At 60.8% G+C, this 25172-nt stretch carries 22 protein-coding genes and 2 pseudogenes; 21 read left to right on the forward strand and 3 right to left on the reverse strand.

The features are described 5' to 3' along the window. Positions 1 to 95: 95 nt before the first annotated feature. Positions 96 to 731, forward strand: coding sequence for an isochorismatase family protein (locus AC1DS5_RS09915; protein ID WP_477718082.1), 636 nt, complete (start codon positions 96 to 98; stop codon positions 729 to 731). A gap of 80 nt (positions 732 to 811) precedes the next feature. Here the strand turns inward: AC1DS5_RS09915 and AC1DS5_RS09920 are convergent. Next, positions 812 to 925, reverse strand: a pseudogene (locus AC1DS5_RS09920) (integrase); the annotation flags it as partial. Next, positions 926 to 1042, reverse strand: a pseudogene (locus AC1DS5_RS09925) (IS110 family transposase); the annotation flags it as partial. 847 nt (positions 1043 to 1889) lie between these two features. On the opposite strand from AC1DS5_RS09925, the gene AC1DS5_RS09930 reads away from it, so the two are divergent. From AC1DS5_RS09930 to AC1DS5_RS09950, 5 genes are all read left to right on the forward strand, one after another. Then, on the forward strand, positions 1890 to 2678 hold the full coding sequence (locus tag AC1DS5_RS09930) for a methyltransferase domain-containing protein (protein ID WP_477718083.1): 789 nt from the start codon (positions 1890 to 1892) through the stop codon (positions 2676 to 2678). Between the two features lie 437 nt (positions 2679 to 3115). Beyond that, positions 3116 to 3526: a VOC family protein gene (locus tag AC1DS5_RS09935; RefSeq protein ID WP_477718084.1), complete on the forward strand. Its 411-nt coding sequence runs from the start codon at positions 3116 to 3118 to the stop codon at positions 3524 to 3526. A gap of 72 nt (positions 3527 to 3598) precedes the next feature. Further along, positions 3599 to 3952: a nuclear transport factor 2 family protein gene (locus AC1DS5_RS09940; protein ID WP_477718085.1), complete on the forward strand. Its 354-nt coding sequence runs from the start codon at positions 3599 to 3601 to the stop codon at positions 3950 to 3952. A gap of 83 nt (positions 3953 to 4035) precedes the next feature. Continuing rightward, positions 4036 to 4680, forward strand: a complete 645-nt coding sequence (locus AC1DS5_RS09945; protein WP_477718086.1) for a dihydrofolate reductase family protein — start codon at positions 4036 to 4038, stop codon at positions 4678 to 4680. Between the two features lie 146 nt (positions 4681 to 4826). Beyond that, positions 4827 to 5216, forward strand: coding sequence for a hypothetical protein (locus AC1DS5_RS09950; protein ID WP_477718087.1), 390 nt, complete (start codon positions 4827 to 4829; stop codon positions 5214 to 5216). A 124-nt stretch (positions 5217 to 5340) separates the two neighbouring features. On the opposite strand, the gene AC1DS5_RS09955 is transcribed toward AC1DS5_RS09950, so the two are convergent. Beyond that, complete coding sequence (locus tag AC1DS5_RS09955) at positions 5341 to 5937, reverse strand: 2OG-Fe(II) oxygenase family protein (protein ID WP_477718088.1); 597 nt, start codon at positions 5935 to 5937, stop codon at positions 5341 to 5343. A gap of 647 nt (positions 5938 to 6584) precedes the next feature. On the opposite strand from AC1DS5_RS09955, the gene acuI reads away from it, so the two are divergent. The 15 genes from acuI (at position 6585) to AC1DS5_RS10030 (ending at position 25163) form a co-directional block, all read left to right on the forward strand. Next, positions 6585 to 7562, forward strand: a complete 978-nt coding sequence (gene acuI, locus AC1DS5_RS09960) for an acrylyl-CoA reductase (NADPH) (RefSeq protein ID WP_477718089.1) — start codon at positions 6585 to 6587, stop codon at positions 7560 to 7562. Positions 7563 to 7613: 51 nt separating this feature from the next. Beyond that, positions 7614 to 9554 (forward strand): propionate--CoA ligase, encoded by a 1941-nt coding sequence (locus AC1DS5_RS09965; RefSeq protein WP_477718090.1) that lies wholly within the window; start codon positions 7614 to 7616, stop codon positions 9552 to 9554. Between the two features lie 284 nt (positions 9555 to 9838). Further along, positions 9839 to 10237: an ArsR/SmtB family transcription factor gene (locus AC1DS5_RS09970; RefSeq protein ID WP_477718091.1), complete on the forward strand. Its 399-nt coding sequence runs from the start codon at positions 9839 to 9841 to the stop codon at positions 10235 to 10237. Positions 10238 to 10256: 19 nt separating this feature from the next. Next, the gene (soxC, locus tag AC1DS5_RS09975; protein WP_477718092.1) at positions 10257 to 11618 is read left to right on the forward strand and encodes a sulfite dehydrogenase; all 1362 of its coding nucleotides are present in this window, start codon (positions 10257 to 10259) and stop codon (positions 11616 to 11618) included. A gap of 64 nt (positions 11619 to 11682) precedes the next feature. Continuing rightward, entirely contained in the window at positions 11683 to 12846 is a 1164-nt protein-coding gene (locus AC1DS5_RS09980; protein WP_477718093.1) for a c-type cytochrome, read from the forward strand. A gap of 196 nt (positions 12847 to 13042) precedes the next feature. Further along, the gene (gene soxY, locus AC1DS5_RS09985) at positions 13043 to 13510 is read left to right on the forward strand and encodes a thiosulfate oxidation carrier protein SoxY (protein WP_477718094.1); all 468 of its coding nucleotides are present in this window, start codon (positions 13043 to 13045) and stop codon (positions 13508 to 13510) included. 50 nt (positions 13511 to 13560) lie between these two features. Further along, positions 13561 to 13872 carry a thiosulfate oxidation carrier complex protein SoxZ gene (soxZ, locus tag AC1DS5_RS09990; RefSeq protein WP_477718095.1) on the forward strand — a complete coding sequence of 104 codons (312 nt, stop codon included), beginning with the start codon at positions 13561 to 13563 and terminating at the stop codon, positions 13870 to 13872. 104 nt (positions 13873 to 13976) lie between these two features. After that, entirely contained in the window at positions 13977 to 14783 is an 807-nt protein-coding gene (gene soxA / locus AC1DS5_RS09995) for a sulfur oxidation c-type cytochrome SoxA (protein ID WP_477718096.1), read from the forward strand. A 19-nt stretch (positions 14784 to 14802) separates the two neighbouring features. Beyond that, positions 14803 to 15459 carry a sulfur oxidation c-type cytochrome SoxX gene (soxX, locus tag AC1DS5_RS10000; RefSeq protein ID WP_477718097.1) on the forward strand — a complete coding sequence of 219 codons (657 nt, stop codon included), beginning with the start codon at positions 14803 to 14805 and terminating at the stop codon, positions 15457 to 15459. A 114-nt stretch (positions 15460 to 15573) separates the two neighbouring features. Next, on the forward strand, positions 15574 to 17301 hold the full coding sequence (gene soxB / locus AC1DS5_RS10005; protein WP_477718098.1) for a thiosulfohydrolase SoxB: 1728 nt from the start codon (positions 15574 to 15576) through the stop codon (positions 17299 to 17301). 279 nt (positions 17302 to 17580) lie between these two features. Continuing rightward, positions 17581 to 20472: a 2-oxoglutarate dehydrogenase E1 component gene (locus tag AC1DS5_RS10010; protein ID WP_477718099.1), complete on the forward strand. Its 2892-nt coding sequence runs from the start codon at positions 17581 to 17583 to the stop codon at positions 20470 to 20472. Positions 20473 to 20527: 55 nt separating this feature from the next. Continuing rightward, complete coding sequence (odhB, locus tag AC1DS5_RS10015; protein ID WP_477718100.1) at positions 20528 to 21802, forward strand: 2-oxoglutarate dehydrogenase complex dihydrolipoyllysine-residue succinyltransferase; 1275 nt, start codon at positions 20528 to 20530, stop codon at positions 21800 to 21802. Between the two features lie 166 nt (positions 21803 to 21968). Then, on the forward strand, positions 21969 to 23396 hold the full coding sequence (gene lpdA / locus AC1DS5_RS10020) for a dihydrolipoyl dehydrogenase (RefSeq protein WP_477718101.1): 1428 nt from the start codon (positions 21969 to 21971) through the stop codon (positions 23394 to 23396). A gap of 19 nt (positions 23397 to 23415) precedes the next feature. Then, positions 23416 to 24519 (forward strand): cell division protein ZapE, encoded by a 1104-nt coding sequence (zapE, locus tag AC1DS5_RS10025; RefSeq protein WP_477718102.1) that lies wholly within the window; start codon positions 23416 to 23418, stop codon positions 24517 to 24519. After that, entirely contained in the window at positions 24516 to 25163 is a 648-nt protein-coding gene (locus AC1DS5_RS10030) for a hypothetical protein (protein ID WP_477718103.1), read from the forward strand. Before zapE ends, AC1DS5_RS10030 begins: the two co-directional genes overlap by 4 nt. Positions 25164 to 25172: the final 9 nt, after the last annotated feature.

Genomic DNA, 25172 nt, shown 5'->3' on the forward strand with positions numbered 1-25172 from the left:
AATACGAGCATCAAAAAGGCCAGTAGCAACCTGGTCGAGCGTTTGCAGGGCAGTGCCTGCGCGAATTCAACCCTTCACAAAACCCGGAACTTGACATGCTGCTTGATGCTGATGACTCCCAACTCGTACTGGTGGACTACCAGGTTCGCCTGATGCCCGCCATTTTCGAAAACGAACTCGTGATCGCCAACGCCGTGCGCCTGGCTCGCATGGCGCAGGCGCTGGAGGTGCCGGTGTGGGGCACTACGGAAAATACCGACAAGCTGGGCCCCAACGTGCCCGAGGTACAGGCAGCCATTGAAGCCGCAGGCGGCAAGACGCTGGCCAAGATGCATTTCAGCGCCGTGGCCGATGGCCTGGGCGACTGGCTGCGGCCGCCGATGCGCAAGGCGCCCGCCGGCGCTTCAGGGGGAGGTAATGCGCGCAGCCTGCCCAAGCACCTGCAAAAGGCCGCGCCACAGGAAGAGGCGGGCAGGGGCACCATCGTCATCGCCGGCTGCGAAGCCCATGTGTGCCTGCTGCAGACCGCACTGGAGCTGCTGGAAGAAGAATTTGAGGTCTGGGTCGTCACTGACGCCTGCAGCTCACGCAGCGAGCGCAACCGCGACGCTGCCTTTGACCGGCTGGCTGGCAACGGCGCCGAGCTGGTGACGACCGAGATGGTGGCGTTTGAGTGGCTGCGGACGGCGGAGCATCAGGCGTTCAATGATGTGCTGGCGCTGATGAAGTAGGGCGTTTGCTCAAACGTCAAAGAAAGTTTGCTTTAGCCCTCTGCGGATATTGCCGGTTCTGTTACTGAAAATATAGCGAATCAGGCTAGCAGAGCGTCCAGCGGGCTGGCCGTTCCGCGCGCCGCTACCTTGAGCACATGGGTGTAGATCATGGTGGTGCTTACGTCGCTGCGGCCCAGTAGTTCTTGCACGGTGCCGGAGAGGCGATAGGGCGCGACGAATTTGGGCGCGATCAAGCGTACCGGGTGACCATGCGCCTGAAACAGCCGAGCCCAGTGGTTGGCACCCGAGCAAGATTCCACGCCAGACAATCTAACTCGTCCTATATGCCCCCACAAAGGATGTACTGGGCGGGCAGCAGCTTCACCTCAATGCCCAGCCCATTGAGTCAGCGCGCCCAGTTGTGTGTGGGCCGAGCCGCAAGACTCCATGATGACCAGCCCTGACTCTCCGTTGGCAAACCAGCGCTCGAACTGAGTGCGGGTCAGGCGCTGGGTTTCAATATGCCGCCAGTGCTCATCGGCCCCAAATGGCAGACAGACTTTGCAAGATCGATGGCAACGGTAGTAGCATTCATATCGGACTCCTTTTGTTTGGAGAGACTGATCCGACACCAATGGAGACCAGTGCGCCAATGTGGCGCAAAAAGCACGGGGAGTCCATCAGTTGAGCGCACATCCAGCGGCGGGCCCCACTGGCGAGATTTGTCTTGGCTGCGGCGTCGTTGGCTGCCGCTCACCTCAAGCTGAGAGCAACGGTTACTTCAAAGGAGGACGCCATGCAGATACGTGACTGGTTATGTGTCGGGCTTGTCGGAGCGACGGAGCTGGTCAAGTCCGCGATCGAGCAGGCCGGCCTGCGCGGCGTAGTCGTTGCTCCACTTAAATGAGGCTCTCCAACACAGGCATGGACACCGAGGCCCCGGGGCGGGCGCGAGTCAGGCTGGACGTCAGGCCTCATGAGGCGCGTGCGAGCAGCACCAACGAGGAGGAAGCATTGAGAAGAAATACGCTCATCCCGCTTGAGGCCGCGTCAGGTCGTCCAGCGTCGCCTAGCGCGTCACGGGGCAACTGGCTGAAGCTGATTTTGATGCGACCTATCTTGGGCAATGAGGGCAGCGTCTTTGAGACACGTCAACTCACTAAGGAGATCTTGAAAATGGAAACTGCAACAGAACTCACAGGCAGCCTCGACACAACGGCGCTCGAGCAAAAGGTCAAGGCTATGTACCGCGATGTAGCTCTCAATCCGCAGGGCGAGTTTCACTTCGAAATGGGACGTGCGCTTGCGGAGCGGCTCGGCTATGCGCCCGCCGACCTCGATGCCATCCCGAGCGAAGCCATCGATTCGTTTGCAGGCGTGGGCTACTACTTTGACCTCGCCCAACTGAAGGCAGGCGAGACGGTGGTCGATCTCGGCAGCGGATCGGGGATGGACAGCTTCATCGCCGCCGGCAAGGTCGGCAAGACTGGCACCGTGATCGGCGTCGACATGACCGACGAGCAACTCGCCAAAGCGGATCGTCTGCGCGCCGCGGCGGGATTCGGCAATGTCACCTACCGCAAGGGCTACATCGACGCGACCGGACTTGCTGACGCGTCGTGCGACGCGGTCATCAGCAACGGCGTGATCAACCTCGCGCCGGACAAGAGGACGGTCTTTCGCGAGGCCGCGCGTCTGCTCAAGCCGGGAGGGCGGCTTGCCCTCGCCGATATCGTCACCGAAACGCAGTTGCCCGAAGGCATCACCTGCGACGCGACGCTCTGGGCCGCTTGCATCGGAGGCGCGATGCAGGTCGGCGATTACACCTCGGCGATCGAGGCCGCGGGGTTGCGAGTGACGCAGGTGAGGGACAACCCGCAGTACCAGTTCATTTCGAAAAATGCCCAAGGTGCGACTCGCAAATACGGCGTGAAGAGCGTCTCGCTCGTCGCGACAAAGGATTGAAATCGCAGCCGCCGGGAATGCGGCTTTGCCGCATCTCCCGCCAATTTTGGCTGCAGCCATTCCCTGCGGCTGGGCGCGCTTGCGCTTCGTCCCGATGACGCCGAACCATCGAATGCTCCGGCGTCGCAGGAGCGTCGCTCGTACCGCCCGGCGAACTGCGTCGTTGGCGTCCCATGAGCAATGCCGTCATATCTGTTGGCGCATTCCGTGCATGGCAGAGGCGCTTGGCGAGATCGACTCCGATGGTGATAATTCCCATGATTGCCCCAGCCGAAGGCGTTTGGTGGAGGGCTTCAGCTCTCCACCGTGGCACTTTGATGCCGTAAGCCGTAAACCGCAAGTCTCGCGACGCGCGGCTGGCTCGGGACGGGGAGGGCTCTTTCGCTCGTCAGGCGTCACGACCCGCCGATCCGCAGCTACAGGTGAAGGACTTCACAATGAGCGTTCAACTCGACCACGCGATTGTTCCGGCCCGGGACAAAAAAGCTGCGGCTCAGTTGCTGGCCACACTTCTGGGCGTACCCTGGGCAGAGTCCGGTGTCGGCCCGTTTTGCCCGGTCTATGTCAGTGACAGCTTGACGCTGGACTTCGACCAGGCCGATGGCGCCTTTCCCGTCCTGCACTACTGTTTTCGCGTGAGCGAGGCAGAGTTTGACGGCATCCTTTCAAGAATCAAGGCCTGTGGCATTGAGTACAGGAGCACCCCGCACGGCCCGGTTGATATGCAGATCAATACTCAGCATGGCGGCCGAATCATCTATTGGAATGAACCGGACGGACACGTATGGGAAGCCCTGACGGTCAGCTATGCCCGGCAGCCGGGGAAGGAACCCGACACCGCCGCCTGACTCTTCCACCGTGTGGTGCCGCCAGTGCTGTCTAGCTACGAATGCCGCCTCAAATTCAGCGAAGGACAAAACATGAGCGAGAAAAAGGACACAGTGCAGAGATACATGGATGCTTTTGCCCGGTCTGACCACGCGGGCGTTTTAGCGTGCCTGACCGACGATGTGGAATGGGTCATCCCGGGGGCGGTTCACCTCAGGGGAAAGGCTGCCTTCGACAGGGAGATCGAGAACGATGCATTCGTGGGAAGACCCACCATAGGAGTCACTCGCATGACCGAAGAGGGGGACGTCGTGGTGGCTGAGGGTACGGTGCAATGCGCCAGGCGGGAGGGTGGTCTTCTTGATGCAGTCTTCTGCGATGTATTTGAAATGCGGGGCGCAAAGATTCAGCGCCTCATATCGTATGTAGTCGAACTGAAGGCGTGAGTGGCACCTGACCGTAGCCTGACCTTTGACTGGGGTATTTCACCAGGAGCACCAAGAGTCACCAGAAATCAACAGGAGATTGAATGTCCAAACTGCGCTTCAAGATCTCAATGTCGCTTGATGGCTTTGTTGCGGGTCCCCACCAGAGCGTGAAGAACCCGCTCGGGATCGACGGCGGGCGTCTTCATGAGTGGGCCTTTCAGCTTGCGGTGTTTCGTGCGCTCCTTGGTCTCGAAGGCGGAGAGGTCAACGAAAGTACCCCGGTCGTCGAGGAGTCGATCGCCAACATCGGCGCGACGGTGATGGGGCGCAACATGTTTGGCGGACACCCCGGCCCTTGGGATGCCCAAAATCCATGGAAGGGCTGGTGGGGCGTCAACCCGCCGTTCCGTCATCCCGTGTTTGTGCTGACGCATCACGCGCGTGAACCACTTGAACTGGAGGGAGGGACGACCTTCACCTTTGTCACCGACGGCATCCATGCGGCGCTCGAACGCGCGCGTCAGGCAGCGGGCGGCAAGGATGTGTCGCTCGCAGGTGGGGCGAATGCTGCCCGGCAGTATCTCGCAGCCGGATTCGTGGACGAGATGGAAATCAATCTCGTACCGACGCTTCTTGGCAGCGGTGAGCGGTTGTTCGAGGGAGTCGGCGAAAACCTGAACGGCCTCGATCTTGTGCGGACGGTCGCCAGGCCAAAGGTGACGCATCTGAAGTTTGCGAGGCGCTGAAGGTTGCTGATGTCAGCGAGGTTGTCGAACACAGGCAAACGGGGGAGTCCATGCCATCGGTCAACGCCGACCGCCTGCGGCGTCGACTTGCTTTGGATGCCGGGCGGCGTGCACAGTGCACTTTGAACAAGCCAGGAGAAGGCAGTATGTCTGAGCCTATCGTCTACATCGACAACTCCGAGATTCGTGACGGAAAGTTCGAGGCGCTCAAGACGGCCATGAGCAAGTTGGTCGAATTCATTGAGGCCAACGAACCGGGGCTGATTGCCTACAACGTGTACTTTGGGGAAAACAGCACCCGGATGAGCGTCGTCCATGTTCATGCTGACTCCGCTTCATTGGGTTTCCACATGAAGGTCGCGGGCCCCTTATTCCCCAGGTTCGCGGAGTTCATTAAGCTGCTGACGATAGACGTTTACGGCAAGCCGAGCGACGAGCTGGTGGAGCAGATGCGACAGAAGGCCCGGATGTTGGGGAACGGGATTGTGCGGGTGCATGAACTGCACGCGGGGTTCGCGCGGTTCGGAGCCTGCTGAACCCGGGTGACCCCGATGGACCCAACGGCAGCTCCATGCTGGAGCCGGACCGCGACGTCTCACCCCACAACGACCTCGTTGATTTGAATCACGGGGTGACAGGTTTGTTGCGCTTTGAACGCTCTCACCAAAGTGGCTTGCTGAGTTGCTGGGCGAACGAGGAAAACATCAGGTTGAAACTGATGCTGACTCTCTCGTCTGCGCTCCCGTTGGCATCGACGGAGTGCTCCAGGTAGGAGGGGAACAATAACAGCGTGCCCTCGCGCACCCGGACCACGACCTGGTCCGTGTTCTGCGCCGTGAGTTCGGTGACTGGCGGCCTGATGACGCTGGCCTGCTTTTTGGGGTCGTGGAAGTTGATGGTGTCGGCGCCTTCACCGGTGCGGACGTAGTAAACGCCGCTGAGAAAATTGTTGGGGTGGCTGTGCAGCTTGTGCGATGCCCCGGGCGCCAAAACAGTGGCCCAGCAGCCGGTGATCTCGTAGTCCATCTTGCCAATGCACAGGAATCGGAGGACGCCGGCCGCACAGTGGTCGATGCACGGGACGAGTTCGCGCATGGCCTCGTGTTGGTGAAAATCCTGTACGGATTGCCATCCCTGTCCCGCCTTGAGCGGGGGCGCGTCGCGCCGGATGTCGGCCAGTGCTGCCAGGATACGCGTGCAGATGGCATCACGCAGGCCTGGCTCAACCTGGGTCTTCCAGACCAAGCTGGGAAACATCGAAATGACTTCCGACGACTCTGACCACTGACGACTGTTTTTGCCCATGGGTCAACGCTTCCGAAGGACCGGGCCCGGCGCCGCCGCAAGGATCCGCGGCCCTTGTGCGCAAAGGTCTTTCACAGCGGCCACCGCGCTTGTTTGCCCTGTCTCATCATAGTTAATTCAGGTGAAAACTGCGATGAAACTGCGATGGTGCGCCAAGCCGTAAATCGGGTGGAGGGGGAGAGCGGATTCCAGCTGGCTCGCCAGGCCTGAAGTTGCCGGCTGGCTGATGCACGATTGATAGGGAGCCTGAATGGGCTGCTCGCCGCGATCCGTGCTACATCGTTGCTGCATATATTCAATGTATTCACGATGAGCCTTGCGCCCGTGAATATGGGGTGGTTTCGAGCCTGAAGGGTCAGGTGGCACAGTGCCCAAATGCCGATCTGGGCCGAAGCAGTGCCAACGCCATGCAGCGCAGGCTCAAAAACACTTTTTCAGATGGAAATTGGCCGAAGCCAAATAAACACGGCACAAGAAGCTATTGATTTGATAGCAAAAATCGGAGCCGCACCCTATTTGCCGGTTCTTGTCAGCTAGCCGCAAGCCTGTTATTCATAATTAAGAATTCAGTTTGATGCTAAACATTACGGAGACAGCGCGTGTTCAAAGCACTTCAACTCACCAAATCCGACGCCGGTTTTGCCGCCGCCATCACCGATATCGAGGACTCCCAATTGCCGGCCGGCGATGTACTGGCCACGGTGGAGTACTCCACGCTCAATTACAAAGATGGCCTGGCCATCACCAACCAGGGGCCGGTGGTGCGCAGCTGGCCCATGGTGGCGGGCGTTGACGGCGCCGGCACCGTGCTCGAGTCCAGCCATGCGGACTGGAAGCCGGGCGACCGGTTTGTGCACAACGGCTGGGGTCTGGGTGAAACGCGCTGGGGCCTGATGTCTGAGCGCGCGCGGTTGCAGGGCGATTGGCTGGTGAAGCTGCCGGCGGCGTTCACCACCCGCCAGGCGATGGCCATCGGCACCGCGGGCTACACCGCCATGCTGTGCGTGCTGGCGCTGGAGCAGCATGGGGTGCAGCCTGCGGGCGGTGAAGTGCTGGTCACCGGGGCGACGGGTGGTGTGGGCAGTGTGGCCGTGGCCCTGCTCAGCAAGCTGGGCTACACCGTGGTGGCTGCCACCGGCAAGGCCAGTGAAGCGGCCTACCTGAAGCAGCTGGGTGCCGCGGGCGTGATGGACCGGGCAGAACTCTCGGCACCCGGCAAACCGCTGCAAAAAGAGCGCTGGGCTGCCGTGGTGGACGCCGTGGGCTCGCACACGCTGGCCAATGCCTGCGCACAGACGCGTTACGGCGGTGTGGTGACGGCCTGCGGGCTGGCGCAGGGGGCGGATTTTCCGGCGACCGTGATGCCGTTTATTTTGCGCGGGGTGACGCTGGCGGGTATCGACAGCGTGATGGCGCCATTGCCCAGGCGGCAGAAAGCCTGGGCTCGTCTCGCGCAGGACCTGGATCCGGCCAAACTCGAAGCCATGATTGAAGAAGTGCCACTGGCCCAGGCGCCTGCCAGGGCTGCCGACCTGATGGCAGGCAAGGTGCGCGGCCGGGTGGTCGTCAAGATATAAAGCGATGAAGCGGGTATGACGCCGACAAGCGATAAAACCGGAGACAAAGCGATGAGCAACACGATGAGCAACACACAGGTAGAAACATACAAAGCGTTCTACCAGCGCTCGATAGACCAGCCCGACGCCTTCTGGGCCGAGCAGGCCCAACTGATTGACTGGCACAAGCCGTTTGACCGGGTGTGCAACTACGACAAGCCGCCATTTGTGCACTGGTATGAGGGCGGGCAGACCAACTTGTGCCACAACGCGGTAGACCGGCACCTCAAGGAGCGGGCGGATCAGGCGGCGCTGATTTATGTGTCCAGCGAAACCGGCCAGGAAAAAACCTATACCTTTGCCGAGCTGCATGTGGAAGTGCAGCGCATGGCGGCCAGCCTGAAGGCGCTGGGTGTGCAAAAGGGAGATCGCGTGCTGATCTACATGCCGATGATTGCCGAGGCGGCATTTGCCATGCTGGCCTGCGCACGCATTGGTGCGATTCACTGCGTGGTGTTTGGCGGCTTTGCCAGCGGCTCGCTGGCTTCGCGCATTGACGACGCCACACCCAAGGTGATTGTCAGCGCGGATGCCGGCTCGCGCGGTGGCAAGGTGGTGGCGTACAAGCCGCTGCTCGACGAAGCCATACGCCTTTCCAGCCACCAGCCTGAATCGGTGTTGCTGGTGGACCGGAAGCTGGCACCCATGGCGCTGGTGGCGGGGCGTGATCTTCTGTGGGGCGATTTGCGCCAGCAGCACCTCGATGCGCAGGTGCCGTGTGAGTGGCTGGACTCCACCGCCATCAGCTACACGATTTACACCAGCGGCACCACTGGCAAACCCAAGGGCGTGCAGCGCGACACGGGCGGTTATGCCGTGGCGCTGGCGGCCAGCATGAAACATATTTTTGACGGCCGGCCGGGTGAAACCTACTTCTCCACCAGCGATATTGGCTGGGTGGTGGGGCACAGCTACATCGTCTATGGCCCGCTCATCGCCGGCATGGCGACCATCATGTATGAGGGCCTGCCGACGCAGGGCATGGACGGCCAGCCCGATGGCGCGATCTGGTGGAGCCTCGTCGAAAAATACAGGGTGACGGCGATGTTCAGCGCGCCCACCGCGGTTCGTGTGCTGAAAAAGCAGGACCCGGCGCTGCTGAAAAAACACGATTTGTCCAGCCTGCGTGCGCTGTTTCTGGCGGGCGAGCCGCTCGATGAGCCGACAGCACGCTGGATCAGCGATGGGCTGGGTGTGCCCATCATCGACAACTACTGGCAAACTGAAACCGGCTGGCCGCTGCTGACGGTGGCCAACGGTGTAGAGCGCACGCCCAGCAAGTTTGGCAGCCCCGGGGTTCCGATGTATGGCTACCGCGTCAAACTGCTGCATGAGTCCACCGGCGAAGAGCTGACGCAGCCCAACGAAAAAGGCGTTGTGGTGCTTGAAGGCCCCACGCCGCCAGGCTTCATGCAAACCGTCTGGCAAGACGACGCGCGCTTTGTCAACACCTACTGGAAGACCGTGCCGGGCAAGATGGTCTACAGCACCTTCGACTGGGGCATACGCGACGAAGACGGTTACTACTTCATCCTGGGCCGAACCGACGACGTGATCAATGTAGCCGGGCACCGTCTGGGCACGCGCGAGATTGAGGAAAGCATTTCCGGCCATTCCCTGGTGGCCGAGGTGGCGGTGGTTGGCGTGGCCGACGCGCTGAAAGGGCAGGTGGCCATGGCGTTTGCCGTGCTCAAGGATGCCAGTTTGTTGCAGGACGGCGCGGCGATGCTCAAGCTCGAAGGCGAGATCATGAAGCGCGTTGATGGTGACCTGGGCGCGGTCGCGCGGCCTGCCAGGGTTCGCTTTGTCACGGCGTTGCCCAAAACCCGCAGCGGCAAGCTGCTTCGCCGCGCCATCCAGGCGGTGTGCGAAGGGCGCGATGCGGGTGACCTGACCACCATGGACGACCCGGCGGCGCTGCAGCAGATCCGCGACCGCGTGGCGGGAGGCTGAGTGCACCTGCGGCAAGGCGCTGCTGACTTCCGGTGTCCTTGCAATATCCTCCTGTCCTTCGGGACTTTCCAGGGGTCGCCTTGAAGACGTTTTAACTGGTGCTTTCGGGCTCATGCTGTCATGTCCAACCAAGGCGCCATCCTTCGCAAGGTACAGCTGAGTAGCTGCCTGGAGGCGCAGCCCTTCCAAGTCTATCCAAGGGTATCTACGGAGCCACATTTAACGGCGTGCGATCAGAATATCAGTAATTGCTTATATTTAAGGGCCAAGCCCGTGAAAACCCAATGAACCAGATGATCCAGGCCGGTGCGAAGACCGAGCAGGGGCGCGTGTTTGAACTGGCCGCCGAGCTGTTTGCGGTGCTGGCCACGCCGATGCGCCTGCGAGTGCTGAGCGCCTTGTGCGAGCGGGAAAAGTCGGTCAATGAGCTGTTGTCTGAAATCGACACCACGCAGCCCAATCTGTCGCAGCATCTGGCGGTGCTCTACCGCACTGGTGTGCTGGCCAAGCGCAAGGAAGGCACGCAGGTGATTTACCGCGTGCAAAGCGAAAAGGCCGTGGCCTTGTGCCGAAGTGTTTGTACCCAGATTGCCATCGAGCTGGATGAGCCCGATGCCGTGCCGGTGACCGAGAGCCTCACGCCCAAAGCTCCCCCAGCCAATACCCGCGGCCGCCCAGCCTGACCCCGAAAGTTTGATCTCTATGTTGAGCCGATTCATTCAACGTGCGCCTGAAAACTTTTTGAGCCGCGAGCAGATCCAGGAAGTAAGGGCAGGGCGCCGCGGTTTTCTGGCGGGAGCGTTTTCAGCCGCTGCCGGGGTGATGGCGGCGGGTCCGGCCTGTGCCCAGACAGCCGCGAACGCAAGTGCAGCGACTGCGTTGGGGGCGGGTGCCGACGAAATCCTCAACCTGCCGGCTCACAGCAAGGGCCTCGGCCAGCCAGTGGCTGCCAGGGGCTATGGCCTGCCCAGCGAGTGGGAAAAGAACCTGCAACGCCGTGAAAGCCCGGGCCTGACGCGGGTCGCCCAATCGAGCGTCAGCTTTTGTCCGCTCCAGGGACTTTTTGGCATCATCACGCCCAGTGGGCTGCATTTTGAACGGCACCACCAGGGCTGGTGGGATATCGATCCGTCCCTGCACCGGCTGATGGTTAATGGCTCCGACGAAGCCATGCTCAAGCGCCCCATGGTGTTCAGCATGGACGACGTGATGCGCCTGCCAAGTGTCAGCCGCATGCATTTCATCGAGTGCGGAGCCAACACCGGCATGGAGTGGGGCAATGCGGCGGTGCCCACGGTGCAATATACCCACGGCATGCTCAGCTGCAGCGAATTCACCGGCGTGCCCTTGCGCACCCTTCTGGAGTTGTGCGGTGCGGACTTCCGGCGCGCCAAATTCATCCTGGCAGAAGGCGCGGACGGCTCTGGCATGACGCGCACCATTCCCATGAGCCTGATCATGAATGGTGAGGTGCTGGTTGCTTACGGGCAAAACGGCGAAATGCTGCGACCGGAAAACGGTTACCCCTTGCGCCTGATCGTGCCGGGCGTGCAGGGCGTCAGCTGGGTCAAATACCTGCGGCGCATTGAAGTGGGTGACATGCCCTACGGCGCGAAGGACGAGACCATCCACTACGTCGATTTGCTGCCCGACGGCACGCACCGCCAGTACACCAGCATCCAGGAAGTCAAAAGCGTGGTCACCTCGCCCAGCGGCGGCCAGGTGCTGCTGCAAAAAGGGTTTCACACCATCACGGGCCTGGCGTGGAGCGGGCGCGGCAAGATCCGCAAGGTAGACGTGTCCACTGACGGCGGGCGCAACTGGGCGCCGGCCCGGCTCGAGGGCCCGGTGCTTTCCAAATGCCTGACGCGCTTTAATGCTGACTTTGTCTGGGACGGCAAGCCGGTGATTTTCCAGAGCCGGGCCGTGGATGAAACCGGGCAGATCCAGCCGACCTACGCCGAATTGCGCAAGGTGCGCGCCTCGCGCAGCATCTATCACAACAACGCCATCCAGTCATGGCTGCTGGAGGAAAACGGCGAGGTGAAAAATGTCCAGGTCTAGGTTTAGGTTTAGGTTTAGGTCCAGGCTGCTTCACGCAGCCTGGCGGCTGGCCGCCTGTGCCTGGATGCTCGGTGCGGGCGCAAGCCAGGCGCAATCCCTGCCAGCGCCGAAGCAGACAGCAGCGCTGGTTTCGCCGGCGGGTGCGGGTGCGGGTCCGGGGATTGCGGGTGTTGGTCGAACCGCCACGCCCGCAGAAATCAGGGCCTGGGACATTGATGTCCGGCCTGACTTCAAGGGGCTTCCCAAGGGGCAGGGCTCGGTACGCCAGGGTGAGGTCCTGTGGGAAGCCCAGTGTGCTTCCTGTCACGGCAGTTTTGCCGAGTCGTCGGAGATATTCACGCCACTGGTGGGGGGCGTGACGGCCCGGGACATTCAGTCCGGCCGGGTGGACGGCCTGCTGCCGGGAGCCAACCAGCCCCATCGCACCACGCTGATGAAGCTGTCCACGCTGTCTACCCTGTGGGACTACATCAACCGGGCCATGCCCTGGAATGCACCCAAAACGTTGACGGCCGATGAGGTATATGCCGCTACCGCCTATATCCTGCATCTGGGCAATGTGCTGCCCGCGGACTTCATGCTGTCGGACAGCAACATCCGCGAGGTGCAGGCCCGTCTCCCCAACCGCCATGGCATGACCACCGCGCACGCGCTTTGGCCCGGCAAGGAACTGGGTGGCGTGGCGCGGCCCGATGTGCAGGGCTCAGCCTGCATGAAAGACTGCAAGGCTGAAGCTGTTGTCAAAAGCTTTTTGCCGGACTACGCGCGCAATGCGCACGGCAACCTGGCGGACCAGTCGCGCCTGGTGGGCGTCAGCCGCGGGGCCGACACCACACGACCGGCCCAGTCCCTGGATTTTGGGTCGAATCGTGATGTAGCCCAATACGAGCGGTTGGGTAGCGCTACTGAAAAAGTAGCAAGTGCCGCGATGGCATCCGCCGCTCCTGCTGCCATGGCTGTCCCCGCAGGTGCCGCGGAGGTCATGCCGCTGCTGCAGAAGAATGCCTGCGTCGCCTGCCACGGCATGAACAGCAAACTCGTCGGCCCATCGTTCAGGGAGATTGCAGCCAAATATAAAGATCATGCCGATGCGGTGAATTACCTCTCGGGCAAAATCAGGTCCGGTGGACAAGGCGTCTGGGGCCCCATGGCCATGCCTGCACAGACCTTGAGCCCGGCCGAATCGGCCCAGGTTGCCCGGTGGTTGGCCTTGGGTGCAAAGCAATGAAAGGTGAAGTGTTAAATCTGGTGCGCGTTGAAAGACTGGCACCGGAACCATGAACAATGGTGGGTACTGCGCCGAAATATCATTTGGGAGAAATCCTCTCCCGGTGCCCGGTGCCCGGTGGTTTCGGTTTTGTGTCCAATGACGCTCAGGTTTCAAGATATCGAAGTTAGATAAATAAGGATAAGGAGTTCAAATCATGGAACGTCGTGAATTTTTAGCCAGTAGTTCTGGCGCCACTGCGCTGGCCCTCGCTGCTGCTTCCGGCCTGGCGCCGGCCCACGCGCAAAATGCGCCTGCCTGGAACAAGGTGGCTTTTGACAGCAAATCCTTCGCGGAGGCCGCCAAAGCCCTGGGCGCCACTAGCGCACCGGTTGAAAGCAAGGAGCTGGTATTGCAAGCCCCGGAGATTGCCGAGAACGGCAGCGTGGTGCGCGTCGGCGTGCAAAGCAGCATGGCCAACACCACTCAGATTGCCTTCGTGGTTGAAAAAAATCCCAGCGCACTGGCGGCGCTGTTCGATATTCCGGCCGGCACCGATGCCAGCGTCTCGACCAACGTCAAGATGGGCCAGTCGTCCAATGTGTATGCGCTGGCCAAAGTCGGCGACAAGTATTTTTACGCTGTGAAAGAAGTGAAAGTCACGCTGGGCGGTTGCGGCGGCTAGGTTGCCGCGCCCCGGCCTCACGTCAATCACAGTTCAAGTCAGGAGAAAAAATGTCAGATCCAATGCGAATCCGGGCTCAGGCCCAAGGCGATAAAACCACGGTCCGAGTGCTGGTGAGCCACGAAATGGAGAGCGGTCAGCGCAAGGACGCCGCAGGCAAGACCGTGCCCGCTTGGTTTATCCAGACCATCAGCGCCACCTGGAACGGCAAAACCGTGATGAGCGCCCAATGGGGTACGGCCGTGTCCAAAAATCCCTTTGTGCAGTTCAGCTTCAAGGGCGGAAAAGCCGGTGACAAGATCGTGGTGAGCTGGATCGACAACCACGGTGACAAACGGAGCGACGAAGCCGTCATTGCCTGAACGGCAATATCGAAGTATCGATATCGCGCCCGTGCCGCACCGCACCAGCTTCGGGTGCGACCCCACCATAACGAATAACGCGAATAACGCTTGAGGAGACCACGATGAAATTAAGCCTGTTCGGGCTTGCGGCACTGGCCGCACTGGCGGTGTTGCCGCTGTCCGCGGCCGCGCAGAAAAGCACCGCCGAGGGCATCGCCGAGTACCGCGCGATGCTGGCCGATGGCAATCCTGCCGAGCTGTATGAGGCCAAGGGCGAGCTGATCTGGAAACAGGCACGCGGTCCGAAGAATGCTTCGCTCGAAAAATGCGACCTGGGCAAAGGTCCTGGCGTGGTGAAGGGCGCTTTTGTCGAGTTGCCACGCTTCTTTGCGGACACCCGGCGCGTGCAGGACCTCGAGTCGCGCCTGCTCACCTGCATGGAGCAGTTGCAGGGTTTCAGCGCGGCCGAAATCGCCAAAACCAGCTTTGGTGCTGGCGAGCAAAAAACCATCGAGTCGCTGGTCGCCTATATTTCGGGCGAATCGCGCGGCATGAACTTCAACCTGCCCCAATCCCATGCGCAGGAAAAGCTGATGTATGAAGTCGGCAAGAAGGTGTTCTACCTGCGCGGCGGCCCCTACGACTTCTCTTGTGCGTCCTGCCATGGGGAGGACAACAAGCGTGTGCGTCTGCAGGACCTCCCCAACCTGACCAAAGAGCCCGGCGCCAGCACCGGCTTTGGGGCGTGGCCGGCCTACCGTGTTTCCAGCGGTGATTTATGGAGCATGCAGCGCCGCCTGAATGATTGTTATCGGCAGCAGCGCTTTCCGTTCCCGGGCTACGCCTCCGACGCGACCATTGCGCTGGGCGTGTACATGGGTGTGAACAGCAAGGGCGGTGCCTCCACCGCTCCTGCGCTGAAGCGTTAAACCGGGCGGAAGGATAGACATGAACAAGACACACAAAAAGCTGGCCTTGCTGGCAATCGGCACCGCTTTTACCGTACTGCTGGCCGGCTGCGCAATGGCGCCCACGTCGCAGGAGGTGGATGAGGCCACCGCGCAGGTGTTGAAGGGTTCGTTCCGCGAGCAGGGTATTGCCAGGCTGGATCGGCTCAAGCTTGATGCATCCAACCAGGCCTGTTCGGAGGCAGCGGGGAAGCCGCTTGATGAAAAGCTGGCCAAAGCCATTGAAGAGGCCAATCTGCAAACGGTGAAGTTTCCTTCGGACGGAAAATTTATCGGCAACTGGAGCGAGGGCGAAAAAATTGCCCAAAACGGGCGCGGCCTGACCTGGAGCGACAAGCCTGGTGAAGCCAATGGCGGCAGCTGCTACAACTGCCACCAGATCAGCAAGGCGGAACTCTCGTTTGGCTCGATCGGCCCCAGCCTCTACAACTACGGCAAGCTGCGCGGCGTGAGCGATCCGGCGGCCGCCGCCAGCAAACCCATCGTTGAGTACACCTGGGGCAAGCTCTGGAACGCCAAGGCCTACAACGCCTGTTCCGGCATGCCCCGGTTTGGCCATGGGGCCATCCTGGGCGAGCAGCAGATTCGCGACGTGATGGCGCTGCTGCTGGATCCGCAATCGCCGGTCAACAAGTAAAACATGGCGTTTAAGGCTGTCTGCCCAGTAACTGCGGGCGCAGCCAGCTTTTGCAGCTATTGAATTGATCGTAATTTCAACCTGTGCCCGACTCCGGGCAGGATGCCTGACGCCATGAACCTGTCCCGCCGCGAATTTGCAAGTGTCATGGCTGCCGCACTGGCCGCCGGTTTTCCGTTACAGCGCGAGGCCGGCGCTGCCCAGGCCGGCGACTTGTACAACCTGCCGCGCTCCGGCAATGTGCACCTGTTGCACATGACGGATTGCCACGCCCAGTTGCTGCCCAGTTATTTCCGCGAGCCTTCCGTCAACCTGGGCGTGGGGGCCATGCGCGGGCAGGTACCCCATCTGGTGGGCGAGCAGCTGTTGAAGGCGGCAAGCCTCAAGTCGGGCACACGCGAAGCGCATGCCTTCACTTACCTGAACTTTGAGCGGTCCGCCCGCCAGTACGGCAAGGTGGGTGGTTTCGCCCATCTGGCCACGCTGGTCAGGCAGCTCAAGGCGGACCGCCCCGGCGCCTTGCTGCTCGATGGCGGCGATACCTGGCAGGGCAGCGCCACGGCACTCTGGACGCAGGGCCAGGACATGGTGGACGCGGCGAAGTTGCTGGGCGTGGACATCATGACCGGCCACTGGGACTTCACCTATGGCGAGGAACGCATCAAGAAAATCGTCGAGCAGGACTTTGCCGGCAAGGTTGACTTCATCGCGCAAAACATCAAGACCAGTGACTTTGGCGACCCGGTGTTCAAGCCCTATGTGATCAGGGAGATGAACGGCGTGGCAGTCGCCATCGTGGGCCAGGCCTTTCCGTACACACCGATTGCCAACCCTGGCTGGCAAACGCCAAACTGGACTTTCGGCATCCGCGAAAGCGAGATGCAGGAAACGGTCAACGAGGCGCGCGCCAAGGGCGCGCAGGCGGTGGTGCTGCTCAGCCACAACGGCATGGACGTAGACCTGAAAATGGCCTCGCGCGTCACTGGTATCGACGCCATTTTGGGCGGGCATACCCACGATGGCGTGCCGGTGCCCGTCATTGTCAAAAACGCGGGCGGCCAGACCATCGTGACCAATGCCGGCAGCAATGGCAAATTTCTGGGGGTGCTGGATCTGGACGTGAAGGACAAGCAGGTGCGGGGTTTCAGCTACCGTCTGCTGCCGGTATTTTCGAATCTGCTGCCGGCCGATTCCGCCATGAGTGCGCTGATTTCGAGGGTGCGGGCGCCTTACGAGGCCCGGCTGTCGGAAAAACTGGCCGTGACCGAAGGCACGCTGTACCGCCGTGGCAATTTCAATGGCACCTTTGACCAGCTCATCCTTGACGCCCTGATGGACGTGCGCGGGGCGGAAATCGCCTTTTCCCCCGGATTTCGCTGGGGGACGTCATTGCTGCCCGGCCAGGCCATCACGCGTGAGCATCTGATGGACCAGACCGCGATCACCTATCCGTGGACCACCCTGACAGACATGCGCGGCGAGACGATCAAAACCATTCTGGAAGACGTGGGCGACAACCTGTTTAACCCCGACCCTTATTACCAGCAGGGCGGCGACATGGTGCGGGTGGGCGGGCTGACCTACACCTGCGAGCCGGGGGCCAGGATGGGGTCCCGCATCCAGAACATGCGCCTGAAAGGCCAGCCGATCGAGGCCGGCAAAACCTATAAGGTCGCCGGTTGGGCGCCGGTTGCCGAGGCCAGCAAACATGCCGGGCCGCCCGTCTGGGAGGTGGTCGAGCACTATCTCAAGGCCCAAAAGGTGATCAAGCCCGTCAAACCCAACACGCCCGACCTGCTTGGTGTTGCGGGTAACCCCGGGCTCGGTCAGGTGGGGCTGTAGCAGGGCTCCCGCCAGGGTTCCTCCTCTTGGGAGGTGGTCGCGCTGACGCGGTAAAACAGCGGCTACACGCGTGCAAAATCCGTCTCAAAAAGCGTCGCGTCAGGTAAAGAAACGACGCGGGTTTGGTGCCGCCGCAGTTCGGTGGCACAATCTAGCCTGTTTCTGAAGGCCCTTCCTGCCACAGTCGCATCCGCTAATCGGTCCAGCCGTGTTGCGGAAGGTTAATCAACCAGCTTTAACCAGCTAATGTTTCCTTAAGGGAAACGGAGGTCAGCGGATATGAGTTCCAGCTCGCAGACACCTGCATCTGTCTATTCTGCCTATCAAGGCAACACCTATCTTTTCGGCGGCAATGCGCCTTATGTCGAAGAGATGTACGAAAACTACCTCGCCAATCCGGGCAGCGTGCCTGACAACTGGCGCGAATATTTCGACGCACTTCAGCACGTCCCCGCAGTCGACGGCAGCAACGCCAAAGATGTGCCGCACTTGCCGGTCGTTAACGCCTTTGCCGAACGCGCCAAACAGGGCCAGGTCAAAGTCGGGGAGGCCAGCGGGGCCGACTCCGAAATGGGGCGCAAGCGCACGGCCACCCAGCAACTCATTGCCGCTTACCGCAACGTCGGCGCCCGTTGGGCCAACCTTGATCCCTTGAAGCGCGCCGAGCGAGACAAGATTCCCGAGCTGGAGCCGTCCTTCTACGGCTTCACCGATGCCGATCAGGAAACGGTGTTCAACACCAGCAACACCTTCTTCGGCAAAGACACCATGAGCTTGCGCGAGCTGATCAACGCGCTGCGCGAGACCTATTGCGGCACGATTGGCGCCGAATACATGTACGCCACAGACCAGAACCAGAAGCGCTGGTGGCAACAAAAGCTCGAAGCCATTCGCAGCAAACCCAATCTCACCAAGGAAAAAAAGCTCCACATCCTTGACCGGCTCACCGCAGCTGAGGGCCTTGAGCGCTTTTTGCATACCAAATACGTCGGCCAAAAACGCTTTTCGCTGGAAGGTGGCGAAAGTTTCATCGCCAGCATGGACGAACTGATCCAGCAGGGCGGCATCAAGGGTGTGCAGGAGATCGTCATCGGCATGGCCCACCGTGGCCGCCTGAATGTGCTGGTCAACTCGCTGGGCAAAGTGCCGGCTGACCTGTTTGCCGAGTTTGACCATACCGCCCCTGAAGATCTGCCTAGCGGCGACGTGAAATACCACCAGGGCTTCAGCTCCGACGTGACCACCCCTGGTGGCCCGGTGCATCTGAGCCTGGCATTCAATCCCTCGCACCTCGAAATCGTGAATCCCGTAGTGGAAGGTTCGGTGCGCGCCCGCATGGACCGCCGTGCTGATCCGAAAGGCCTGCAGGTCTTGCCGGTGCTGGTGCATGGCGACGCCGCTTTTGCAGGGCAGGGCGTTGTCATGGAAACGCTGGCGCTGGCTGAAACCCGCGGTTATTTCACGGGCGGCACGGTTCACATCGTGATCAATAACCAGATCGGCTTTACCACCAGCGACCCGCGTGACAGCCGCTCCACGCTGTACTGCTCCGATGTGGTCAAGATGATTGAAGCACCGGTGCTGCACGTCAATGGTGATGACCCGGAGGCCGTGGTGCTGGCGACCCAGCTGGCGCTGGAGTTCCGCATGGAATTCCAGAAAGACGTCGTCCTCGACATCATCTGCTTTCGCAAGCTGGGCCACAACGAGCAGGACACGCCTGCATTGACCCAGCCGCTGATGTACAAGAAGATTGCACAGCATCCTGGCACGCGCCGCCTGTATGCCGACAAGCTGTCCGCGCAGGGCATGGGCGAGACGCTGGGCGACGATATGGTCAAGGCCACGCGCGCCGCGCTGGACGCGGGCAAGAGCACGTTTGACCCTGTGCTGACCAATTTCAAGAGCAAGTACGCGGTCGACTGGTCCCCTTACCTGGGCAAGAAGTGGACTGACGCGGGCGACACCGCCATTCCCATGGCCGAGTGGAAACGCCTGGCCGACAAGATCACCGCCATTCCCTCCAGCGTGACGCCGCACCAGCTTGTCAAGAAGGTGTATGACGACCGCGCGGCCATGGGCCGAGGCGACATCCCCGTGGACTGGGGTATGGGCGAGCACATGGCGTTTGCCTCGCTGGTGGCCAGCGGTTACCCGATACGTCTGTCGGGCGAAGACAGCGGCCGTGGCACTTTCACCCACCGTCATGCCGTCATTCACGACCAGAGCCGTGAAAAATGGGATACCGGCACCTACGTGCCGCTGCAGAACGTGGCCGAGAACCAGGCCCCGTTTGTGGTGATCGACTCCATCCTGTCGGAGGAAGCCGTGCTGGCTTTTGAGTACGGCTATGCTTCCAACGATCCCAACACGCTGGTGATCTGGGAAGCACAGTTCGGCGACTTTGCCAATGGCGCACAGGTCGTGATTGACCAGTTCATCGCCTCCGGTGAAGTGAAGTGGGGCCGCGTCAACGGTATCACCTTGATGCTGCCGCATGGCTACGAAGGCCAGGGTCCCGAGCACAGCTCGGCACGCCTGGAGCGCTTCATGCAGCTGTCTGCCGACACCAACATGCAGGTGGTTCAGCCGACGACCGCCAGCCAGATTTTCCATGTGTTGCGCCGCCAGATGGTGCGCAACCTGCGCAAGCCGCTGGTGATCATGACGCCCAAGTCCCTGCTGCGCAACAAGGACGCCACGTCACCGCTGTCCGAGTTCACCAAAGGCAGCTTCCAGACGGTCATTCCCGAAAACAAGGAAGAGATCATCAAAAAAGCCGACAAGGTCAAGCGCATCATTGCCTGCTCGGGCAAGGTGTACTACGACCTGGCCAAGAAGCGCGAAGAAAAGGGCGCTGACGATGCGGTGATTTTGCGCGTTGAGCAGCTCTACCCTTTCCCGCACAAGGCGTTTGCGGCGGAGCTGAAAAAGTACCCGAATGTCACCGATCTTGTGTGGTGCCAGGACGAACCGCAAAACCAGGGTGCCTGGTTCTTTGTGCAGCATTACATCCACGAGAACATGTTCGAAGGTCAGAAGCTGGGCTACTCGGGCCGTGCCGCCTCGGCTTCACCGGCCTCCGGGTATTCGTACCTGCATCAGGAACAGCAAAAAGCGCTGGTCGACGGCGCGTTTGGCAAGCTCAAGGGCTTTGTGCTGACCAAGTAAGAACCCGGGTCATAGCGAACCCGCAGAACACAAGAACATACTCGAAAGAATCAAAATGGCTATCGTAGAAGTCAAAGTTCCCCAACTGTCCGAGTCCGTGGCGGAAGCCACCATGCTGCAGTGGAAAAAGAAAGTCGGCGAGGCAATTGCCATCGACGAAATCCTGATTGAAATCGAAACCGACAAGGTCGTGCTGGAAGTGCCCGCGCCTTCTGCCGGCGTGCTGACCGAACTGGTTGTGGCCGATGGCGGCACCGTGGTGTCGGACCAGGTGATCGCAAGAATTGATACCGAGGCCAAGGCGGGCGCGGGTGCGGCTGCGCCAGCACCTGCTGCGGCCGCCGCAGCTGCGCCTGCAGCTGCCGCTGCTTCCGCGCCGGCTCCTGCAGCCGGTGGCTCCATGGCCGGTGTGCCCATGCCGGCGGCTGCCAAACTGATGGCCGATGGCAATCTGGCAGCCGGCTCTGTGCCTGGGACCGGCAAGGACGGCCGCGTCACCAAAGGTGATGTTCTTGGTGCAGTGGCAGCGGGCGCTACTAAATCAGTAGCTGCCAGCCCAATTCCTACTGGGGCTCCGACCACTTCTTTGCCTCAAGTGGCGGCGCATGTGAAATCTGCCGATCTGGGCGAACGTCCCGAGCAGCGCGTGCCCATGAGCCGCCTGCGCGCGCGCGTTGCCGAGCGCCTGTTGCAGTCGCAGTCCACCAACGCCATCCTGACCACCTTCAATGAAGTGAACATGGCTCCCGTGATGGAAATGCGCAAACGCTTCCAGGAAAAGTTCGAGAAGGAGCACGGCGTCAAGATTGGCTTCATGAGCTTCTTTGTGAAGGCCGCAGTCCATGCGTTGAAGAAGTACCCGGTGTTGAACGCCTCGGTGGATGGCAATGACATCGTCTACCACGGCTACTTCGATATCGGTATCGCCGTCGGTTCGCCGCGTGGTTTGGTGGTGCCTATCCTGCGCAATGCCGACCAGATGAGCTTTGCCGACATCGAGAAGAAGATTGCCGAATACGGCGCCAAGGCGCGCGACGGCAAGCTGGGCATTGAAGAGATGACGGGTGGTACGTTCTCGATTTCCAATGGCGGTGTGTTCGGCTCCATGCTGTCCACGCCCATCATCAATCCGCCGCAGTCGGCCATTCTGGGCGTGCACGCCACGAAAGACAGGGCTGTTGTCGAAAACGGCCAGATTGTGGTTCGCCCGATGAACTATCTGGCCATGAGCTACGACCACCGCATCATCGACGGCCGCGAAGCCGTGCTGGGCCTGGTGGCCATGAAGGAAGCGCTGGAAGATCCGGCCCGCTTGCTGTTTGATATTTGACACCCCTGTTGCCGCTCACTGCGTGTAGCGGCCTCCCCCTCAAGGGGGCGACACCTGCGGCCCGGCAAAGCCGGTTCCGCGGTGTCTCGCGAACAGGCTTTGCTTCGCTCGCCGGTGCGAGGGCAAACCGATGTATTGCCACCGGCAGCTTTATTGAAAGAACAACATGTCCAAACAATTTGACGTGATCGTCATCGGTGGCGGTCCTGGTGGCTACGTCGCTGCCATTCGCGCAGCCCAACTGGGTTTTAATGTCGCCTGTATCGACGAGTGGAAAAACGCCAAGGGCGGTCCTGCCCTCGGCGGCACCTGCACCAACATAGGCTGCATTCCATCCAAGGCCCTGCTGCAATCGTCCGAGCATTACGAGCAGGCCGGCCACCACTTCGCCGACCATGGCATTGAAGTGAAGGGCCTGAGCCTGGACCTGGCCAAGATGGTTGGCCGCAAGGACACGGTCGTCAAGCAGAACAACGACGGTATCGTTTACCTGTTCAAGAAGAACAAGGTCACCTTCTTCCATGGCCGCGCCTCCTTTGCCGCTGCCAAGGAGGGTCTCTACGACATCAAGGTCGCGGGTGCTGCGGAAGAAACGCTTTCTGGCAAGCACATCATTGTGGCCACGGGTTCGAATGCCCGCGCGCTGCCCGGTGCTCCTTTTGACGAAGAGAATATTTTGTCGAACGACGGCGCGCTGCGCATCGGTGCCGTACCCAAAAAGCTCGGTCTGATCGGTTCCGGCGTGATCGGCCTCGAGATGGGTTCCGTCTGGCGCCGTCTGGGTGCCGAGGTCACGGTTCTGGAAGGCCTTCCCACCTTCCTGGGTGCGGTTGACCAGCAGATCGCCAAAGAGGCGCACAAGGCCTTCGTCAAGCAGGGCCTGAAGATTGAACTGGGCGTCCAGGTGGGCGAGGTCAAGTCGGGTAAAAACGGTGTCTCCGTGGCCTATGTGGATGCCAAGGGCCAGGCCCAGAAAATCGATGTGGACAAGCTGATCGTCTCGATTGGCCGGGTTGCCAACACCATCGGCCTGGCGCCTGAAACGGTCGGGCTGAAGCTCGACGATCGCGGCGCCATCGTGGTGGATGATGAGTGCAAGACGAATTTGCCGAATGTATGGGCTATCGGCGACGTGGTGCGCGGCCCCATGCTTGCGCACAAGGCCGAGGAAGAAGGCGTTGCAGTGGCAGAGCGCATTGCAGGCCAGCACGGCCACGTCAACTTCAATACCATTCCCTGGGTGATTTACACCAACCCCGAAATTGCCTGGGTTGGCCAAACCGAAGAGCAGCTGAAGGCCGCCGGGCGTGCATACAAGGCAGGTACCTTCCCCTTCATGGCCAATGGCCGCGCGCGCGCCCTGGGCGACACCACCGGCATGGTCAAGATGCTGGCTGATGCAGCAACGGATGAAATCCTGGGCGTGCATATCGTGGGGCCGTTTGCCAGCGAACTGATTGCCGAATGTGTGGTCGCCATGGAGTTTCGCGCCAGCAGCGAAGACATCGCGCGTATTTGCCATGCCCATCCCTCCTTGAGCGAGGCCACGAAAGAGGCGGCACTGGCAGTGGACAAGCGTACCCTGAACTTCTGACGGCCTGGGTACCAGACCGGTGACACAGCTGGTGCGCTCGGCCTATGAGGCTGAACTCGCAACGCGGGGTTACACGAGTGACCCGGCCCAGTTGCGTGCGATCGATGCCCTGGAGCGCTGTGCGGCCGAATGGGCGGCGTTCAAGGAGCAGCGCTCGAACGCCTTCAAGAAGCTGATCAATCGGCCCGATATTCCCCGCGGTGTTTATATGTACGGGGGAGTCGGCCGGGGCAAGAGTTTCCTGATGGACTGCTTTTATGGTGCGGTGCCGCTGAGGCGCAAAATCCGCCTGCATTTTCACGAGTTCATGCGCGAGGTGCACCGTGAGCTGCAGGACTTGCAGGGCACGGTCAATCCGCTCGATGAGTTGGGCAAGCGCATCGCCAAACGCTACCGCCTGATTTGCTTTGACGAGTTCCATGTATCGGACATCACCGATGCCATGATTCTTCATCGGCTGCTGGCGGCGCTGTTCGACAATGGTGTGGGATTCGTGACAACCTCCAATTTCCATCCGGACGAACTCTATCCCCACGGCCTGCACCGCGACCGCATTTTTCCCGCGATCGGTCTGCTGAAAGCCAAACTGGAGGTGATCAGTGTCGACAACGGAACAGACTACCGACGGCGTACGCTGGAGCAGGCCAAGCTGTATCACACGCCGCTGGGGCCCCAGGCAGATGCGGAGATGACGGAAACCTTCAACCGTCTGGCAGAATCACACGATGAAAGCCCGGTGCTGCACATTGAGTCGAGGCAGATCCACGCCCGGCGAAAGGCCGGAGGGGTGGTGTGGTTTGATTTCAAGACCCTCTGTGGCGGCCCCCGCTCGCAGAACGATTACCTGGAGATCGCCACGCAGTTCCACACGGTGCTGTTGAGTGATGTGCCCCACATGCCTGTGAGGATGGCCTCCGAGGCGCGGCGCTTTACCTGGCTGGTGGATGTGCTGTATGACCGGCGCGTCAAGTTGATCATGTCGGCCGCCGTTGCCCCTGAGGCGTTATACACCGAAGGGCCTTTGGTGCATGAGTTTCCCCGCACTGTCTCGCGGCTGGGTGAAATGCAATCCATGGAGTTTCTGGCCCTGGAGAGAAGAGACGTCGACACCTCACTCACATGAAAAAATTGCTTGTTGCATTCCTGGTTGCGTCATTGAGTACGTTTGCGCTGGCGCAAACGCCCGTTTCGGCGACCCGGGTTGGCAGCATTGATTCGGAACGCGAAAGAATCAGCGCGGAGCGGACCAGGCTGGAGGCGGGTTTTTCGACGGAAGATGCCGCGTGCTACAAGAAGTTTGCCGTCAACAACTGTCTGCGTGATGTCAATACTCGCCGGCGCGAGGCAATGGCGGACCTTCGGCGGCAGGAAATTTTGCTCAATGATGAGGAGCGAAGGATCAAGGGCGCGGAGCAGATCCGGAAGACTGAAGAAAAATCATCACCTGAAAAGCAGCAGGAAGCCGCAGACCGGCGCGCCAAGGCCTTGGAGGACTACCAGTCACGGCAGGCGCGGGAAAAAGAGAAACAGCAAAACCGGGCCACTGCCCAGGCTGGCGAAAAAGCCAGCAGCGAGGCCAGCGCGAACAAACTCGGAAACAAGCAGCAAAAAACACAGGCCCGTACAGACAGGCAGGCTGCCGCCGCCGAGGAGACCGCAAAATTCAATGCACGCCAGAAGGAGGCCCGGGAGCGGCGGGCCCAGCACGACAGCGACCAGCTCAAGCGGACCAAGCCTCCTGCCAAATCCCTGCCCCTGCCTGAGTAAGGTCTGCGG

The organism is Polaromonas sp. P4_H1 (genome assembly GCF_056400945.1).